This window comes from Ensifer sp. Root142 (assembly GCF_001426785.1).
Taxonomy (GTDB): Bacteria; Pseudomonadota; Alphaproteobacteria; order Rhizobiales; family Rhizobiaceae; genus Ensifer; species Ensifer canadensis.
Genome location: NZ_LMFK01000049.1, coordinates 254,053 through 272,479 on the forward strand (window position 1 = coordinate 254,053; position 18,427 = coordinate 272,479).

The window sequence follows — 18,427 nt, forward strand, 5'->3', positions numbered from 1 at the left end:
AGGCATCAATGCGACGGCCGGCGATCCCCCAGCAATCCGGAGCAGAATAGAAATTCTCGCAAATGGGATTGTTGCCCAAATGCTTCTGCGCCTGCGGCTCCGTATTTAGTCTAGATTTTCAATAGACAATATTGAATAACCGGCGCCGACAGGTAAGCTTCCCTCAGCATCTGCGGCCTGCCATTTCAGCGCCGTGTCGGCTTCACACAGGAGAAGACGGCATCGCCACCCGTCGCAGCCTAGAAAATGAAGGGAGCCACCATTGACCGACGCCAACTCATCCTTGCCCATTCTCGATTTGCAACGCTTTGCGGCGGGCCATCCCGAGCGGGCGACGGCGCTTGAAGAATTGCGCAGCGTCGCCCGCTCGGTGGGCTTTTTCTACCTCGAGGGACACGGCATCCCGCAGGAGCAGATCGATGGCGTCCTCGATCTCTCGCGCCGTTTCTTCACCCTGCCGGAACAGGACAAGCTGGCGATCGAGATGCGCAAGTCGCCGCACTTTCGCGGCTACAATCGCGCCGGCCTGGAATATACCCGCGGGACGCAGGATTGGCGCGAGCAGGTGGATTTCGGACCACAGCGCGCGCCCCTCGCGATCCACGCAAACGATGCACCGTGGAAGCGCCTGGTCGGCCCCAACCAGTTTCCGGACGCCTTGCCCGAACTGAAGCCGGCGATCCTCGCCTGGATCGAGGCTGTGACCCGACTTGGCATCCGCCTGATCGAGGTTTTCGCCGAGGCGCTCGGACAGCGCGCCGACGTGTTCGAGCCGATCTATCGCGACGGCCCCAACCAGCTGTTGAAGATCATCCGCTATCCCGGCCGCGACAAGACCGAAAGCGACCAGGGCGTCGGCGCACACAAGGACGGCGGTTTCGTAACCATCCTGCTTCAGGATGAAGTCGGCGGCCTTCAGGTCGATGACGGCAAGGGTGGCTGGATCGATGCGCCGCCGAAGCGCGGCACCTTCGTCATCAATGTCGGCGAACTGCTGGAACTGGCATCGAACGGCTACCTGCTCGCCAACATCCACCGCGTCATCACGCCGCCCGCCGGCGGCGATCGCCGCTCGGTCGCCTTCTTCCTTGGCGCCAACCTCGCCTCGACCATCCCGGTGCTCGATCTGCCGCCCGAACTTGCGGCCGAGGTTCGCGGCGTGACGCAGGACCCGCTCAACCCGCTGTTCCACGAGGTCGGGCGCAATGTCCTGAAATCACGCCTCAGGTCGCACCCCGACGTCGCCGCTGCCCACCATGCCGATCTTGTCGAGCAGCTGAAGGCGCCGGTGCCGGCCTGATCCATCCCATTGCAACCACTCGAACGCTGAAGGAAGCAATCCATGACGATCCATCAAAAGCCTGAGGAGCCTGCAGTCGAAATTAAGGCTCCGAGCGGCCTGCGCGATACGTCGCGACCGCTTCAGCCCGAAACACTGGCGCTGCATGGCGGCAGCTACCGTTTCGATCCAGTCAGCGGCGCCGTTGCCGTGCCGATCTACCAGACGACGTCCTATCAGCTGCCGGGCACCGATGGCGCCGACAAGCTGTTTGCGCTTGAGGCGGCCGGCCATCTCTACACCCGCGTGTCCAATCCGACGCAGGACGCATTCGAACAGCGCCTCGCCGAAATCGAGGGTGGTGCCGCCGCCCTCGCGCTTGGCTCCGGCCAGGCGGCGTCGGCCTTCGCCGTGCTCAACCTTGCCCGATCCGGCGACAATATCGTCAGTGCCGCCGGGCTCTACGGCGGCACCTGGGCGCTCTTTGCCTCAACGCTGAAGAGTTTCGGCATCGAGGTGCGTTTCGTCGATGCGTCCGATCCGGAGGCATTTGCGAAGGCGACCGACGAGAGGACACGGGCCTATTACGCGGAGTCGCTTCCCAATCCGAGCCTCGAAGTCTTCCCGATCGGCGAAGTCGCCGAGATCGGCCGTCGGTTCGGCATTCCGCTGATTATCGACAACACGGCGGCGCCCCTGACCATCCGCCCCTTCGATCACGGGGCCGCTATCGTCGTCTATTCCACCACGAAATATATCGGCGGACACGGCACCTCCATCGGCGGCGCCATCATCGATGGCGGCACTTTTCCGTGGCACGAACACGCCGAGCGCCATCCCAATCTGCACGAGCCGGATGCGAGCTATCAGGGCAAGACCTGGCTGGAAAAAGCCGCCGCCATCGACTTTCACCCCTATATCTTGCGTGCCCGCGCCGTTCTCCTGCGCGACCTCGGCGCTGCCATCAGCCCGCAGAATGTGTTCCAGTTCATTCAGGGGCTGGAAACCTTGCCGCTGCGCATCCGCCAGCACAGCGAAAACGCCATCAAGGTCGCGGATTTCCTCCGTGCGCACCCAAAAGTGGCGCGTGTGATCTTTCCGAAGTTTCAGGACGGCGACGCCAAGGCACGCGGCGAGAAATACCTGCGCAACGGCCACTATGGTGCACTGGTCGGCTTCGAGCTGAAGGAGGGACGCGAGGCCGGACGCCGCTTCATCGACGGACTACAATTGCTCTACCACGTCGCCAACATCGGTGACGCGCGGTCGCTGGCGATCCACCCGGCAACGACCACCCACTCGCAGCTCTCCGAGGTGGACCAGCTCAGAACCGGTGTCACCCCCGGCTATGTCAGACTGTCTGTTGGCATCGAGCATCCTGACGACATTATCGCAGACCTGAAGCAGGCGATCGACGCGGCGTAACCCGGCGAAATCAACAATGGGCTCAATGGCCCAACCGTCGGCAACGGTTGGACCATTGTCATATTCGATTATCGGCTAAAGCTTCGAAAGTTCGGGAGCGAGCCCAGGGCCAGAAGTCGCGGCTTGCCGTCTTGCGTGACGCCCGCGAAGGTAGCCAGCCAGAAACATCTTACCCGCTACGCTGCCACAGAGCGCATGCGCCAGCGGCGGAAGGAAATGCCATGACCTCCGAAAACACCCAGATCCTTCTTGCCTCCCGCCCGGACGGCAAGCCGACACAAGACAATTTCAGGATCGGTCATTCCGCGATCCCGGAACCTGCCGATGGCCAGGTCCTGCTGAAGATCGTCTACCTGTCGCTCGATCCCTATATGCGCGGTCGCATGAATGCCGGGAAATCCTATGCCAGGCCCGTCGAGATCGGCGATGTGATGGAGGGTGGGACGGTAGCCCGCGTCGTGCGCTCGCGTCACCCGGATTTCGCCGAGGGCGATTTCGTGCTTTCTCATTCCGGCTGGCAGGCTTACGCCGTTTCCGATGGCGCAGCCCTGCGCAGGCTCGACCCATCGACGGCCCCGCTGTCAACCGCTCTCGGGGTCCTGGGCATGCCCGGCTTTACCGCCTATTCCGGCCTGCTGACGATCGGCAAGCCGAAGGCGGGCGAAACAGTCGTGGTTGCGGCGGCAAGCGGCGCTGTCGGTTCGGCGGTCGGGCAGATCGCCCGCATCAAAGGCGCGCGAGCCGTCGGGATCGCAGGGGGTGCCGCAAAATGCGCTTTCGTTCGCGACGAACTCGGCTTTGACGCGGTGATCGATCACCACGCAGCCGATTTTCCCGAACAACTGGCAGCCGCCTGCCCTGGCGGGATCGACGTCTATTTCGAGAATGTCGGCGGGCATGTTTGGGATGCGGTATTTCCGCTGCTGAATGATTTCGCCCGCATTCCCGTCTGCGGATTGATCGCACAATACAACAGCCGCCCCGGCGAACAGACGGGCGGCGACCGCCTGCCCCTCGTCATGCGTGACGTCTTGAGCAAGAGCCTGCAAATTCGCGGCTTCATCCAAAGGGAATTTGTCGACCAGCGCCCCGACTTCTATCGGGAAATGGCCGGTTGGATTACATCGGGCCAGATCCGCTACCGGGAAGACATCGTCGACGGCCTCGATAATGCGCCGACAGCCTTCATCGGGCTGCTGGAGGGCCACAACTTCGGCAAGCTCGTCATTCGCGTCGCCGACGAGAACTAACGCCTGGCGCGGCGGCCAGGCTTTGTCGCCGCCTACAGCGCCGCGCGTCTTTTCAGACGCGCAAAGGTCGCTGTAGCGCTTTGAATTGCTTCATGTTTTTGTCCATAAATCGGGTACGATTTAAGGAAACATGCAGTGGAGCATGTCGCGCAAAAGTGTGCCCCGGTTTTGCGTAGACACAAGAACTTAAAGCGCAGCAAGCGAATCTGAAAGATCGCGACGCGCTTTAGGGATTTTCGGCCGGTCGGACACCGGCCTTGCCGAGGCCGTCTTCGATCATCGCCGCCAGTTCCGGCGCATAGCTCCTTGTCACCGGTTTCGCCAAAAGCGAAATATCCGCAGGTCCCGTCGGCGCGCGCACCTCGTCAAGAGCGCTGGCCGCCTCCTGCGTCAATCCGAGCTGGCCGGCGACGGCCAGGCGCAGCAGGTTGACGGCCAGGTCCGATGTGTTTGCAAGCTGGCGCACACGAAGCAGGGCCTCCTCGTAACGGCGCCCGCGATAGGCGTCGAGCGCCAGCGTCAGCGCTGCATCGTGATGCACATACTCCCCATTCGCCTCCGCCAGCCGCGCCAATCTTACACCTTCGGACCAGTGGCCGGAGATGTACTGCAACAGCCCCAACCTCGCCGGAATGGCCTCGTCCAGCGGATTGAGCGCGCTGGCGCGCTGCCCTGAAAGAAAGGCCGCCTCCGTATCCCCCGCCGCAAAGCGCGCCATCATCTGCGCCACATAGCTCTGGCTTGCCTGGGGGGCGAGCGCGACTGCCTTGTCTGCCAGCTTCAACGCCCTGTTGCCAGCGATCGGCGAAGTATCCGCTTCGCCCGTCACCACCAGGATCATTGCCAGGCTTGCCGATACATCCGCGTCGTTTGCATTGTAGGCAAGCGACCGCTCGAGGCAGGCAAGCGCGCTTGCGAGATTTTCGGGGTCGGTTCGTGCCAAAGCCATATCGGCCTGCAACACGCAGCCATAACCGAGGGATGGCGCACTGACCTGGCGTGCAGCCTCCAGGCTGGTGATGACGCCGTCTTCGCCCGCAAGTGCGCGCGCAAGTCTCACCAGAAGCGTTTGTTGAATCTGGTGGGCATCACCGCTCTCTAGTGGCAGCTTCGAGACACCGGAGCGCAAAGCCTCGCTACTCTGTGGGTCCACCACCTGCCAGGCGAGCTCGTGAGCATCGTTCGCCATGCTGTAGCTGATCGACAGTCTATATTCCTTGCTGCCGGCAAGGCGGACAGCCGGTCTGGGTGCAACCCAACCTGTCACCGATGCGACGTCGATGCCGGCAGGCTGCTCCTGCGCCAGCGTCCGTACCGACGAGAACTGCGACAGGGCATGCACCAGATAGTCGCCAATCTTCCTCTGCTCTTCGCCGTCTTTCACCCGTTGCGGCTGCACGTCGACAACGACGGTCGGCTTTTCGGACAGGATCGGTTTCCACGGGAAATGGTCGGCCATCGAAACGTAGAACGCTGCAGCCATCGCCAAAACCCCGGCGCTCGCAATGGCAACATTCGCCATGGAGATGCGGCGCCCGACGGCGACGGCCGAAGGCGATGGCGGCGGTGGCTCGGCGGCATCAGGCGCTATCGTCGGTGGAGCGAGGACGGCTTGTGACGGTTTTCCGTCAGCCCTGACGAAGAGCGGGACGTAGTTGCCCTTGGGGAGTTCGATGCGCAGGGCGGCTTCATCGCCAAGCGCCTCGTAATATTGTGCCAGGGCCGCTCGAAGCCGCGACGCCTCGACGCGCACGATCGGATCGGTCGCCGGGTCGAAGGAACTCGGCCGGGCGAAGACATCGATCGCGATTGTATAGGCCTTCACCGAGGCTGAACGACCGGCGAAGAACTCGTCAACCAGGTATCGCAAGAGCTTGCGGTGTCGCTCTGTCCCATGAAAGCGCGGGTCGCCCAACATACGGTCGAGTTCGGCTCGCGCCGGGCGCTCGGCAACTGGGTAGTAAGCCGCTCGGTCCGCGTCTTCTCTTGTGTTCATAGCGCGCCCCCATTTACCTACAACCCGAGAGAGAGTGCAAATGCGAGGTGAACTCTAGATCACAGAGCCGGGAGCGGAAAGAGAAATGTAGGGCAGTCACAAAACATTTTTCTAACAAATGCCGCAGCCCCAAAATGAAACGGCCAGTGAACTGGAAATCCAATAAGATTACAGGGGCTGAGTGATAGAAACCGAAAATTCCAGACCAACGAACAACTGATCACTATGGATTAGATTCACTGCTTGCACTGGAGAGGCAGATGGAAATCACCTCCTCTTCGATCTCTAGACAGATCAGTTCGTACTCTGCCACCATCGATGCATCCTGCGGATCACACCGACGCTGCCGATCCAGCATGGAGGTCGCCTCGTCATATGCCTCGCAAAGGCTTGCGAGCGGCATGTTCTTGGCGCTCAGCAGTTGCAACTGGCCGCGCAACGCCGGAAGCTTGAGCATCAGCTTCAAAAGTCCCCGTTGTTTGGCTTCGTTGGGCATTGTGCTCTATCCGCTTGAACGACGATCGATGCTTCATGCCACGCCTGCGCGCGAAAATAGCGTTCGCGCGCCTCAGTACAGATCCGGAATGCCACCGGTACTCTGATTGCCAGCGTCTCGTTGAGATATGCCTACCTGACGGGTGCAGCCTCGGGTCAGCTAAACGACCAACTTCTACCTATCCCTCTCCTGCCCCCGCAAAATCGCAGGAACCGTCCGTTTCCGGAAGTACGTAACAGTAACATTGCCGCCGCTGGCTTGACGGCGAAGCGATCCCGTCCCCGAAAACGCACCGATGACACCTCGTCGGATCCGGCATTGATAGCCAGGCCAGGGCACGTTAATCGCAACCGCCACTCCACAGGCCAGCGACGTGCAGCTTACCGTGATCGCGACGGCTTGCTTGGCATGGGCATTGCGCTACAGTTGGCTTCCACGGGGTGACACAGCTGACATATTGCGCTTCTCCACAGCGGTTCATCGCCGATTGTAACTGTTACGTACTTCGATGCGGAATACTGCGATGCTTAGAATGCCCGCGATGACATTCGGCGACAGGCCGTATCGCGTGCTGAGTACAACGGAGAGATTTCCATGCGATCCTTGGACAAGACATCTCATTGCGGACGTTTGGTAGCGTTCCTTTCTGCAGGGATCGCCGTGACCGGTCTGACGCTGCTGAGCACCGAGCTTGCGGCAAGCGACGACAAATTGAGCGGCCTGCCCTCACTCGTCCTTGGTGGGCTGACGGCGACAGCGCAGACACTCCAGTTCGAGACGCCTTTCAACAATCTCATCAATGCCGGCTCGCTTGCGATCACGCTCGAGAAGACGACACTCGACGAGGTCAAGGCCACGTTCGGAGGCAATATCCGCAGCCGGACGGTGGAGGGCATGACGGTCGGCTGGCTGTGCTACGAGCTTGCGACCGGAGATCTGCCGCGGCGGATCTGGTTCGTCGCGAACGACAGATCTGACGCAGCCACGCCCGCCCAGAAACCGGTGACATTCATCTCCACCGAAGAAGTTGCCAACGAAGCCGATAAATGTGACACCCCAACCGTTGCGCTCGCGCCGCTGTTGCTGCCGGTTCCGACCTTGAAGGACGGCACGGAAGCCCTGGAGGAACGCTTCGGCGCAGCTCCGAAGCAAGGCATGGTGCGTTACACCCACCAGCAACAGGGCGAACAGAACACGACAGTCATGCAAATGCTTGTCTATCGGCTGAAAGGCGGCCACATCGATGGCATCGCCTTCACGCAGATTACGTCGAAATAGCGGGTATAATTGACATCACTCGCGGCCGTGCCGACGGCGAGTGATGTCCCCGCAACGCCTGTCTATTTCTCGAAGGCGTAGATCCTGTTCCAGTCGGCTTTCATGTCGATGAGAAGCCAGTTCCGCTGCTCCGCCTCGTTCATCGCCTTGTCGAGCTTGCCGACATGCGAGTGGCGGTCATAGGCCCATTCCCGCTCGCCGTCGGTGTGGTGCACGATCATCCCGAAGCTCGGCCCTGCGCCAGAGGTAACCCAGCGCAGCATCTCGTAGTCGCCGTCGGAATTGCCGGCGGCAAAGATCGGGCGGCGACCAATGAACTTGTTGATGCCGACCGGCTTGCCGGGGCCATCGTCGATGAAATCCACCTGCGGCTCGCGCATGAGCACCGGCGTGTCACCCTGAAGTTCATACTTGGTGGTTATGGTGCTGCCGACAACCTGTTCCGGCGGTATCCCGTACATCTGCTCGGTCATCGGCCGCATGAATTCGATGCCGCCGCCCGAAACGATATAGGTCTTGAAGCCGTTTTCCCGCAGATAATCCAATACCTCCCTCATCGGCAGGTAGGTAATCTCGTTATAGGGCCGGTCGAAACGCGGGTGTTTCGCGGTTGCGAACCAATCCTTGACGATCTTCGTGAATTCGTCCGTCGTCATCCCTGCATGTGTCGCCATCGCGAGCTCGACGAGACCTTTCTCGCCGGCCGCAGCCACGCCGGCCATATCGCCCTTCAGCAGCGATGCGAACGGCTCCTTGTCCTTCCATTCCGGGTGATCCGGGGCCATAGCCTTGATGCGATCGTTGATGAACATGCCCTGGAAATACATCGGCTGCTCGGTCCAGAGCGTACCGTCGTTGTCAAACACGGCGATACGGTCCACTTCAGCGACATAATCAGGGCCGCCTTCGGTCGTCACCCGCGTCACGAAGTCGATGATTGCCGATTTCGCCTCACCGTCGTTCCAGGAAGGAAGGCCAGCCGGAGGTGCATCAGCGGCCACCACAAGCGCCGGCGCGGCCAGCATCAATGCGAATGATGCCGCAACTCCCATAAAGGTCCGCCGCCGCCAGCCCTTCCGATGCGCATCCACATCAATCGACGCGACCTCTCCTGCCGCCAAAATCATCGGGTGTCCTCCTCAACTGAAACAAGACTGTCGGTGTTAGACGTCTACGGCCGGCGAATGCAGCGAAAGCCGATATGGGTCGTTGCCGCATTTTCCTCATGCGCGTGACGGGCCGCGGGGCGGTAGCGACGGCAATAGTTCGGCGCGCAGAGATGCGATCCGCCCTTCACCACCCGCCGCGCGATCAGGATCTCCGGCTGCCGCGGGTCGTAGCTTGCCTCAGCGCCGCCGCCGCGCGGATTGGAGGGGATGCAGCAGCTTTTTTGCGCAGGCTCCGGGTGGTTGCTTGACCAGTAGTCGCTTGTCCATTCCCAGACATTGCCGATCATGTCGTAAAGGCCATAGCCGCTGGGCGGGAAGCTGGCGACCGGCGACGTGCGCTCGAAGCCGTCAGGGCGCAGGTTCTCGGTCGGGAAGGCACCGTGCCAGGTGTTGGCCATGAAGCGGCCCTCCGGAACAAGTTCGGCGCCCCACGCATATTCCGCGTCATTCAGGCCGCCCTTGGCGGCGAACTCCCACTCGGCTTCCGTCGGCAGATCCTTGCCGGCCCATTTCGCATAGGCCATGGCATCGACATAGGAAATCTGCACGACGGGATGGTCGAGCTTGCCGCGAATGTTGCTCTGCCGGCCATATGGCCTTTTCCAGTCGGCACCGAACTTGAAGTTCCACCATTGCGAGGGGTCACGGCTGGTGACGCGCTTCGGCGGATCGAAAATCACCGACCCCGGCCGCATCATTTCCGGCAGTGCACCCGGGTATTCCTTCGGGTCAGGCGCCTTCTCGGCAACGGTGACGTAGCCGGTCGCCTCGACGAATGCACCAAACTGCCGGTTGGTGACAGGCGTGACGTCGATCCAGAATCCGTCGACCTTCACCGGGTGAGCCGGTTTCTCTTCGGGGTAATGATGGTCGGACCCCATCGTGAAGGTGCCGCCTTCGATCCAGATCGGCTCGCGCGCGCTGATCGCCATTGGCGTTTCGTCGAGGGTCGGCCTTGTGGATAGTGTTTGCATGCGGCTTCGATCTCCCGGGCGGATGTCGCGTCCATCCTGATAGCCCGAAGTCTAGACGCAAACTTTCCGACTCCAAAGTACGTAACTGTTACGACGGCGCACGAATCGAATTCGGGCGCCGTTTGCCCCGCCCGTGGATTGATCGAGAACCACAATCGCCCGCTTCGTTACTGTTACGTTCTTTCCAACGGGCCGCATGTAACCTTAATCTCCCCTCAGAGTTCACAAATGAGAGTTCACACAGGGTTGGCGCCGCCGGGCCGGCGGGAGGGGCTAAATCTCAATGGGTACACGCGACGACATCGAACAGCTCGGCAAGCGGATCGGCGAAGCCATCGTTGGTCAACAGGGCATGATCGAACGCCTGCTGCTCGGTCTCCTGAGCAACGGCCATCTGCTGGTCGAAGGCCTGCCCGGGCTTGCCAAGACGCGGGCCATCAAGAGCATGGCGAAGAACCTCGACGCAGAGCTGTCACGCATCCAGTTCACACCGGACCTTTTGCCCTCCGACATCACCGGCTCGGAGGTCTATTTCACCGAAGGCGGCAAGGGCGAGTTCCGCTTTCAGCAAGGCCCGATCTTCGCCAATCTCATCCTTGCCGACGAAGTCAACCGCGCGCCGGCGAAAGTGCAGTCCGCCCTGCTCGAGGCGATGGAGGAGCGGCAAGTCACTGTCGGCGGCGACAGCCACGAACTTCCCGACCTCTTCATGGTGATGGCAACGCAAAACCCGATCGAGCAGGAAGGCACCTACCCCTTGCCTGAGGCGCAGCTCGATCGTTTCCTCATGCACATCCAGGTCGATTATCCCGACGCCAAGTCGGAGGCCGAGATCATGCGGCTGGTGCGGTCGGAAGAAACGGCTGCCGCCTCGAAAGTGAAGTCCAACGAAAAGCTGGCTCAGGATGCGGTGTTTACGGCACGCAAGGAAATCTCGGCAGTGACCGTCTCGAGCGCGATCGAGGACTATATCGTCGCCCTGGTTATGGCGACACGTTACCCGGACAAGCTCGACAAGGACGTGGCCAAATGGATCCAGGTGGGCATCAGTCCGCGCGGCGTCATCGGTCTCGACAAGGTCTCGCGCGCCCATGCCTGGCTGAAGGGAAGAGACTTCGTGACGCCGGATGACGTGCAGGCGACTGTGCACGACGTCTTCCGCCACCGGCTCGTCCTCTCCTATGAAGCCCATGCCGGCGGCACGACGGCCAACCAGGTCATAGACCGGATCGTGCAGCAGGTCGCTGTCGCCTGAGAGATGGAGAGGCCCGATGGCAATATCCCTGTCCGCATTCGCCCGGTCGAAAGGCATTGCCCATCCTCCGAAGGTGGAGGCATCGGGCGCTTACACCTCCGTCGACGAACTGGTCGGCCTTGAGGCGACAGCCCGCGACCTGACCTTCCTGCGTAAGGCGCCGGTCCGGCGATTGCTAGCTGGGCGCCATGAATCGCGCATGCGTGGTCGTGGGCTTTCCTTCGAGGAGCTTCGCGAATACCTGCCTGGCGACGATATCCGCACCATCGATTGGAGGGTGACGGCGCGGACCGGCAAACCGGTCGTGCGGGTTTATGACGAGGAGAAGGATCGGCCGGCGCTTGTGATCGTCGACCAGCGCATAAACATGTTCTTCGGCAGCCGCCGCGCCATGAAGTCGGTTGCCGCGGCGGAAGTGGCCGCCCTTTGCGCCTGGCGCATCACGGCGCTTGGCGATCGGGTCGGCGGCTTTGTATTCGGAGATGAGACCGTCGACGAGATCAGGCCCTATCGCAGCCGCGAGGCCGTCATTCGTTTTGCCGACGTCATCGTTCGCCACAACACCGTACTCACCGCGACCTCCAAAGTTGCAAGAGGCGACGAGCAACTGGACCTCGTGCTTTCGACCGTCGCCAACATCGCCAAGCATGACCATCTGATCATCGTCATCAGCGATTTCGACGGCCACGGCCTGGAAACGCGCGACATGCTGCTCAAGCTGTCTGCGCACAATGACGTGATCGCCATCCTGATCTACGACCCGTTCATGCTGGAATTGCCGCGCAAGGGCGACATCGTCGTCAGCGGCGGCGCGCAACAGGCAGAGCTTCAATTCGGTCATGCAAACGTCCGCGAGGCGATCGACAGCTTCGCGCGCAAGCGCGGCCGCGCGCTTCAGGCATGGCAGGAGGACCTCGGCCTGCCAATGCTGCCCATCTCTTCTGCGGAAGAGATCGCACCGCAATTGCGCACCATGCTCGGCCAGTTGGCCTGGCGTCAGCGGAGACGGTAGCGATGGAAGGGACCACGCCAGCGGTCGATCCCGGCCTCGCTGCAGCGCTCCGCGGCCTTGCCGATATCGCCTTGCCACCGCCCGTCTCGATGCTGCCGCAGACCTGGGCCTGGGCGGTACTCGCCGGACTTGTTCTGCTGGCAATCGCCTTCGCGCTCCGGCGCTGGTATCGCCACCGCGAGCTCAATCGTTACCGCCGCGAGGCGCTTGGCGAGCTTCGCCAGATCGAACAGCGCATCCGCGCGGCTCAAACACGTGGCGATGCGCTCGCTGCCCTGCCCGCCCTTATCAAGCGCACCGCGCTTGCGGTCTGGCCACGCGAGACGATCGCCAATCTGAGTGGCAAGGGCTGGATCGGCTTCCTCGACGCCCATTCCGGTGGCCCTGTCTTTCCCACAACCGCGGCGCATTTCTTCGAAGAAGCGGAATATCGCGGACCGGCAGTTTTGGCATCTGTCACTGAAGCCGAAGCGAAGGCTCATGTTGCCGCGGCACGGCATTGGATCGAGGCGCACCATGTACGTTCTTGATCATTCCTGGCTGCTCTTCCTGCTGCCGCTTCCAGTCATCATCTGGTGGCTGCTTCCGGCCTATCGCGAGCAATCGGCGGCGGTCCGGATCCCATTCTTCAAGGACATCACCGCGGCGGCGGGCATCAGCGCGACCGAAGGATCGGTCGTGCCCAAGTCAAACCTCGGACAGAAGCTGATTGCGCCGATCTGCTGGGGCCTGATCGTTCTGGCACTGGCGCGGCCGCAATACATCGAACCCCCGATCGAAAAGACCGAACCGCAACGCGATCTCATGCTGGCAATCGACCTGTCGCAATCGATGGATACGCGCGACTTTCACGATCCGGCCGGCAATCTGCAGGCCCGGGTCGATGCCGTGCACACGGTCGTCGCCGATTTTATCGACAAGCGCCCCGAAGACCGTCTCGGCCTCATCGCCTTTGGCGATGCCCCCTACCCGCTCGTGCCGTTCACGCTCGACCACAAGACGGTCAAGGCGATGCTGGCCGACAGCCTGCCGGGAATGGCGGGTCCACGCACCGCGATCGGCGATGCGATCGGCCTTGCGATCAAGATGTTCGACCAAAGCACGGCACCGGACAAGGTGCTGATCCTACTGACCGATGGCAACGACACCGCGAGCAAGATGCCGCCCGACAAGGCCGCCGGCATTGCCGCCGAAAAACACATCGTCATCCACACGGTCGGCATCGGCGATCCCAATGCGCAAGGGGAACAGAAGCTCGACACGTCAGTCTTGCAACAGATCGCGACGGCGACGCATGGACGATATTTCTTCGGCCAGGACCAGGCCTCGCTGCAGAATATCTACGAGCTTCTCGATCAGTTGACGCCGGAAAACCAAAAGACCCTGTCCTGGCGGCCGCGCATCGAACTGTTCCACTATCCGCTGGGCGCGGCGTTGATCCTCGTCCTCGTCTATCACGCGATCATGTGGCTGCTGTCGGCCCGCGCAGACCGGCGTCGCGAAAGGGAGGCGGGAGCATGATCGCCGACTTCCATTTCCTCAGGCCGCTCTGGCTGCTGGCGCTGCTAGCCGCCCCCCTGCTTGTGATGTTGATCGGCCGGCGCACCGACGTGCGCTCGCAATGGCAGGGCATGATCGCGCCGCATCTTCTCGACCACCTGCTGATCGAGAAAGGCGGAAGGCGACGGCTGCAACCGGTTCACCTGACGGCCGTGCTGATCGTGATTGCCGCGATCGCGGCGGCCGGACCGACATGGCAGCGTGAAAAGCCGCCCTTCGTCGAGGATACGGCGCCGCTGGCGATCGCGATCGACCTGACCGAAACGATGAATGCCACTGATGTCTCGCCGACGCGGCTCGAGCGAGCCAAGTTGAAGGTGCAGGATATCCTTTCTCTGCGAAAGGGCGCGCGTACTGCCCTGTTTGCCTATGCCGGCACAGCACACATGGTGCTGCCGCTCACCGACGATGCAAACCTCATAAAGACCTATCTGGCCGCCCTCTCGCCGAGCATCATGCCGGTAACCGGCCGAGACACCGGCAGGGCGCTGCAGGTCGCCGAGGATGCGCTTGCCAGCGAGACCGTACCGGGCACGATCCTGTTCATGACCGATGGCGTCGAGCGCACGGCATTCGACGCCTTCGCGCGATATCAGGGCCGCAACGACCTGATGGTGCTCGGCATCGGCACCGCCGATGGCGGCCCGGTGAAGACGGCCGATGGCCAGTTCCTCACCGACGCGACGGGTGCGCGGGTCCGTGCCAAACTCGACGTCGATGCGCTGAAGGCATTGCAGGCGGCGTCGAAAGCGCAGGTCGCAACAGTCACGCCCGACGATAGCGACGTGCGCTGGATCATCAGGCGGATCCAGAGCAGCTTCGCGCAAAAGACCGCCGAAGGCCTGACGCGCTGGTACGATGCCGGCTGGTGGCTGACCATCCCGATCGCACTCCTTGCCGCGTTGTGGTTCCGCCGCGGCTGGACAGTCCGTTGGGCGGTCTATCTGATAGCCGTCGGCACGGTGCTGCCAGGGGTAAAGGCCGAGGCAGCCGATCGCAGCTTTGCCGATCTCTGGTTCACCCCGGACCAGCAGGGCCAGCGGGCCATCGATCGCGGCGATTTCCAGGGAGCGGCCGGCGATTTCCAGGACCCGGCCTGGCAGGGCGTCGCCCTCTTTCGTATCGGACGCTATCAGGATGCCATCGATGCCTTTGCGCAGGGCGATACGGCCGAAAGCTACTATAACCAGGGCAACGCCCTGATGCATCTCGACAAGGCTGAGGAGGCGATTGCCGCCTACCAGCAGGCGCTCAAACGCCGCCCGGACTGGCCCGAAGCCAGGCAGAACCTGGCAGTGGCCGAGAAACGCAAGGCAGACAAGGACAAGCAGGATCAGGATGCCCAGCAGGAGGCGGCCGGGCTCGATCCGGATCAGATCCAGTTCGACGACAAGGGCAAGAAGGGCACGGAGGGCACGGTGGCGGGAGCGCCGCAAACCGCCGAGATGTGGATGCGTAATATCCAGGTTTCCCCGGCCGATCTGCTGGCAAGGAAGTTCGCGATCGAAGCGAAGGATGCGAAACCATGAAGCTCCGCATCTACGCGATTCTCCTGGGGACTTTCGCGCTCTGGCTGTCGCTGGCGAACGTCGCGCTGGCAGCCGACCCATTCGCCCGCGCCACGCTCGCCACCAAGGGAACGATCTACGCCGGACAGCAGGTTGAGGTCGACGTCGACGTATTCGCGCCGAACTACTTTCTGTCGCCGCCACAGTTTCCGCTGTTCGACCTTCCCGGCACCGTTGTGACGATGCCAGACGATCGCGGCCTGAACCTCAACGAGACAATCGATGGCGTCGATTTCTCCGGTATCCGCAAGACCTATGTCATCACCCCGCAGGCGGCGGGAGACTACACTTTACCGCCTGTCGATATCCCGTTCGGTTATGCGGCCGTTCCCGGCGAAACCACGCAAGGGCGAGTGAAACTGCCGACGCTGCGACTGACAGTGACGGAGGTGCCCGGCGGCGCTGACGGCAAGGCCGGCGTCACCGCCGCGAAAGTGACGATCACGCAAGTCTTTGATCGTGATCCGGCAAGCCTGCGTGCCGGCGACGCTCTGGTTCGCACCGTTACCTTCGAAGCGGATGGACTGGCGGCGATGATGATCCCGGAGCCGTCCTTCGAAGCACCGGCGGGTGTCAAAGTCTATGTCCACGACCCCTTGCTCTCCGAGCATAGGTCGGATCGCGGCGTGTTCCTGGGCGGCGTCCGCAAGGACACGGCCACCTATGTCTTCGCGAAAGCCGGGACCTACACGATCCCCGCAATCAGCCTACAGTGGTTCAATCCGTCGCTCGGCAAGACGCAAACGGCCGAAGCGCCGTTGGCCAAGGTTTCGGTTGCGGCAGCACCTGCAGATGCGACCGCCCTTGCCCCGCCGCACCCGCCGCCTGAGAAAGCGCCATTTGACTGGCAGTGGTGGGTCGGCGCAGGCCTGGTGGTGGCGGCACTGGCGCTCCTGATCCACTTTGCCGCCGTTATAGCCGGCCGTATCCAGGCATGGTTTGACGAAATACGGACGCGCAAGGCGCAGTCCGAGGCAACGGCTTTCCATCGCGTCGACGAGGGATGCCGCAGCGGCGATGCAGAGCGGTTCGAGGCGGCGATCGACGCATGGTCGCGCAAGACGGGGAATGTTCCAATGACCCAGTGGCTCGATCGCTTCGCCGACCCGGAGACAAGGGCCGCCTTCGCCAACCACCAGCAGTCGCTTTATCGAGACCAGCAGGACGCGGCGCAGAAGCCGAATCTCCTGCCGCTTAGGGCCGGCCTTGGCAAAGCCAGAAGCCGCTGGCTCGAGCAAATCTTCGACGACGAGCCGGTGCCGGCCAATGAACTCCCCGATCTCAATCCGGCGTTCGACGCCGATTTACCAACCAGTCGCTAGCGCTGCCGGACCGGGCGTTACGATCCTTCGTAACTGTTACGTACTTGCCCGTAACACCCGCTTCAACCCAAAGTTCAACGGTACGTTCCGAGACTTTGCCTACCTGACCAAAAGCAATCCATCGTGCCTCGAGGAGACATGAGATGCCCATTGATATGAAGAATGCCATCGGACTGCTGGCTGCTTCAGCAGTTCGAAGGTCCATCAAGCCGAAAGCGCTTGCGCTTGCGGGCACCGTGCTGATGTCGACGCTATCGGCATCGGTCATGCCAGCAATGGCCCAGGATGCGGCCAAGCCCAATATCCTCGTCATCTTCGGCGACGATATCGGCCAGACCAATATCAGCGCCTATTCCATGGGTGTCATGGGCTACAAGACGCCCAATATCGACCGGCTTGCCTCTGAAGGCATGATGTTTACGGACTACTACGCCGAGAACAGCTGCACCGCCGGCCGCTCCACTTTCATCACCGGCCAGTCGGTGCTTCGTACCGGCATGTCGAAGGTCGGCGTTCCCGGAGCGCCCGTCGGCATCCAGGACCGAGACGTAACGATCGCCCAGGCGCTGAAGCCGCTCGGCTATGCGACGGGCCAGTTCGGCAAGAACCACCTGGGCGACCAAGATCGTTTCCTCCCGACAGCGCACGGTTTCGACGAATTCTTCGGCAACCTCTATCACCTCAATGCCGAGGAAGAGCCGGAGCGCCCCTACTGGCCGAAGGATCCCAATGATCCTTTCGTCAAGGCGGCCACGCCCCGCGGCGTGCTGCATTCGTTCGCCGACGGCAAGATTGAGGATACCGGCGCACTCAACACCAAGCGCATGGAAACGATCGACGACGAGACCACGGCAGCAGCCATCGGCTTCATGGAAAAGCAGGTCAAGGAAGGCAAGCCCTTCTTCACCTGGATGAACACGACGCGCATGCATCTGTTCACCCATATCCGGCCGGAATATAAGGGACAGAGCGGCATGCCGGGCAACGACTATGCCGACGGCATGATCGAGCACGACAACGATGTCGGCAAGCTGTTGAAGGCACTCGACGACCTGAAGATCGCCGAGAACACCATCGTCGTTTACGCCACCGACAACGGGCCCAATCAGTTCTCCTGGCCGGACGCGGCGACAACCCCGTTCCGCAGCGAGAAGGACACCAACTGGGAAGGCGCCTTCCGCGTGCCGGCGATGGTGCGCTGGCCGGGCAAGATCAAGCCCGGTGTTTCCAACGAGATGGTTTCCGGTCTCGACTGGTTCCCGACCTTGCTTGCCGCTGCCGGTGACAAGGACGTCAAGGAGCGGCTGTTGACGGGCACCAAGCTCGGCGACAAGGACTTCAAGGTTCACCTCGACGGCTACAACCAGCTTCCCTACCTTCTAGGCGAGCAGCCGAAGGGCGCGCGCAACGAGTTCTTCTACTTCAACGACGACGCCAAGCTCGTGGCCATTCGCTGGGACAACTGGAAAGCGGTCTTCTGCGAAATGCGCAAGCCCGGTGGCTTCGACGTCTGGCAGGATCCGTTCACCTGCCTGCGTGTGCCGAAGATCTTCAACCTGCGCATGGACCCCTATGAGCGGGCCGACATCGTCTCCGACCAGTACGACGACTGGAGGACCAAGAACGTCTATCTTGCAGGGATAGCCACCATGAAGGCCGCAAGCTTCCTGGAAACCTTCATCGAGTATCCGCCGAGCCAGAAGCCAGCGAGCTTCTCGGTCGACCAGGTCGAGGAAGGCGTGCATGCCAAGATCGACGAAATCATGAAAAAGGCCCCGGCCGCCCAATAAGCTGACGAAGGCGGCGCTCACCCGAGCGCCGCCTTTTCTTTCTTTGCATTTAG

General features: G+C 61.9%; 15 protein-coding genes. 11 read left to right on the plus strand and 4 right to left on the minus strand.

Going from position 1 to position 18,427, the window contains the following annotated elements:
• The first annotated feature begins 262 nt into the window (after window positions 1–262).
• The 3 genes from ASD52_RS36085 (at window position 263) to ASD52_RS36095 (ending at window position 3,954) form a co-directional block, all read left to right on the plus strand.
• Window positions 263–1,300 carry a 2-oxoglutarate and iron-dependent oxygenase domain-containing protein gene (locus ASD52_RS36085; protein WP_057226764.1) on the plus strand — a complete coding sequence of 346 codons (1,038 nt, stop codon included), beginning with the start codon at window positions 263–265 and terminating at the stop codon, window positions 1,298–1,300.
• A gap of 42 nt (window positions 1,301–1,342) precedes the next feature.
• Window positions 1,343–2,704, plus strand: coding sequence for an O-acetylhomoserine aminocarboxypropyltransferase/cysteine synthase family protein (locus ASD52_RS36090; protein WP_081788924.1), 1,362 nt, complete (start codon window positions 1,343–1,345; stop codon window positions 2,702–2,704).
• Between the two features lie 221 nt (window positions 2,705–2,925).
• Entirely contained in the window at window positions 2,926–3,954 is a 1,029-nt protein-coding gene (locus ASD52_RS36095) for an NADP-dependent oxidoreductase (protein ID WP_057226767.1), read from the plus strand.
• 226 nt (window positions 3,955–4,180) lie between these two features.
• On the opposite strand, the gene ASD52_RS36100 is transcribed toward ASD52_RS36095, so the two are convergent.
• Both ASD52_RS36100 and ASD52_RS36105 read right to left on the minus strand, forming a co-directional pair.
• Window positions 4,181–5,950: a hypothetical protein gene (locus ASD52_RS36100; protein WP_156613074.1), complete on the minus strand. Its 1,770-nt coding sequence runs from the start codon at window positions 5,948–5,950 to the stop codon at window positions 4,181–4,183.
• Window positions 5,951–6,173: 223 nt separating this feature from the next.
• Window positions 6,174–6,446 (minus strand): hypothetical protein, encoded by a 273-nt coding sequence (locus ASD52_RS36105; RefSeq protein ID WP_038577818.1) that lies wholly within the window; start codon window positions 6,444–6,446, stop codon window positions 6,174–6,176.
• Window positions 6,447–7,106: 660 nt separating this feature from the next.
• Here ASD52_RS36105 and ASD52_RS36110 point away from each other — a divergent pair.
• Window positions 7,107–7,724 (plus strand): hypothetical protein, encoded by a 618-nt coding sequence (locus ASD52_RS36110; protein WP_057226771.1) that lies wholly within the window; start codon window positions 7,107–7,109, stop codon window positions 7,722–7,724.
• 62 nt (window positions 7,725–7,786) lie between these two features.
• On the opposite strand, the gene ASD52_RS36115 is transcribed toward ASD52_RS36110, so the two are convergent.
• The gene (locus ASD52_RS36115) at window positions 7,787–8,749 is read right to left on the minus strand and encodes an HAD family hydrolase (protein ID WP_057226861.1); all 963 of its coding nucleotides are present in this window, start codon (window positions 8,747–8,749) and stop codon (window positions 7,787–7,789) included.
• Window positions 8,750–8,895: 146 nt separating this feature from the next.
• Window positions 8,896–9,825 carry a formylglycine-generating enzyme family protein gene (locus ASD52_RS36120; RefSeq protein WP_025428494.1) on the minus strand — a complete coding sequence of 310 codons (930 nt, stop codon included), beginning with the start codon at window positions 9,823–9,825 and terminating at the stop codon, window positions 8,896–8,898.
• A gap of 325 nt (window positions 9,826–10,150) precedes the next feature.
• On the opposite strand from ASD52_RS36120, the gene ASD52_RS36125 reads away from it, so the two are divergent.
• From ASD52_RS36125 to ASD52_RS36155, 7 genes are all read left to right on the plus strand, one after another.
• Window positions 10,151–11,122: a MoxR family ATPase gene (locus tag ASD52_RS36125; RefSeq protein ID WP_057211349.1), complete on the plus strand. Its 972-nt coding sequence runs from the start codon at window positions 10,151–10,153 to the stop codon at window positions 11,120–11,122.
• Between the two features lie 16 nt (window positions 11,123–11,138).
• Entirely contained in the window at window positions 11,139–12,134 is a 996-nt protein-coding gene (locus ASD52_RS36130; RefSeq protein ID WP_057211351.1) for a DUF58 domain-containing protein, read from the plus strand.
• A gap of 2 nt (window positions 12,135–12,136) precedes the next feature.
• Window positions 12,137–12,664, plus strand: a complete 528-nt coding sequence (locus ASD52_RS36135; protein ID WP_057226775.1) for a DUF4381 domain-containing protein — start codon at window positions 12,137–12,139, stop codon at window positions 12,662–12,664.
• Complete coding sequence (locus tag ASD52_RS36140; RefSeq protein ID WP_025428490.1) at window positions 12,651–13,655, plus strand: VWA domain-containing protein; 1,005 nt, start codon at window positions 12,651–12,653, stop codon at window positions 13,653–13,655. Before ASD52_RS36135 ends, ASD52_RS36140 begins: the two co-directional genes overlap by 14 nt.
• Window positions 13,652–15,223 (plus strand): VWA domain-containing protein, encoded by a 1,572-nt coding sequence (locus tag ASD52_RS36145; RefSeq protein ID WP_057226778.1) that lies wholly within the window; start codon window positions 13,652–13,654, stop codon window positions 15,221–15,223. The genes ASD52_RS36140 and ASD52_RS36145 overlap by 4 nt, the downstream gene beginning before the upstream one ends.
• Window positions 15,220–16,584 (plus strand): BatD family protein, encoded by a 1,365-nt coding sequence (locus ASD52_RS36150; RefSeq protein ID WP_063991883.1) that lies wholly within the window; start codon window positions 15,220–15,222, stop codon window positions 16,582–16,584. Before ASD52_RS36145 ends, ASD52_RS36150 begins: the two co-directional genes overlap by 4 nt.
• Before the next feature lie 242 nt (window positions 16,585–16,826).
• Window positions 16,827–18,374 carry an arylsulfatase gene (locus ASD52_RS36155; RefSeq protein ID WP_057218327.1) on the plus strand — a complete coding sequence of 516 codons (1,548 nt, stop codon included), beginning with the start codon at window positions 16,827–16,829 and terminating at the stop codon, window positions 18,372–18,374.
• Window positions 18,375–18,427 lie beyond the last annotated feature (53 nt).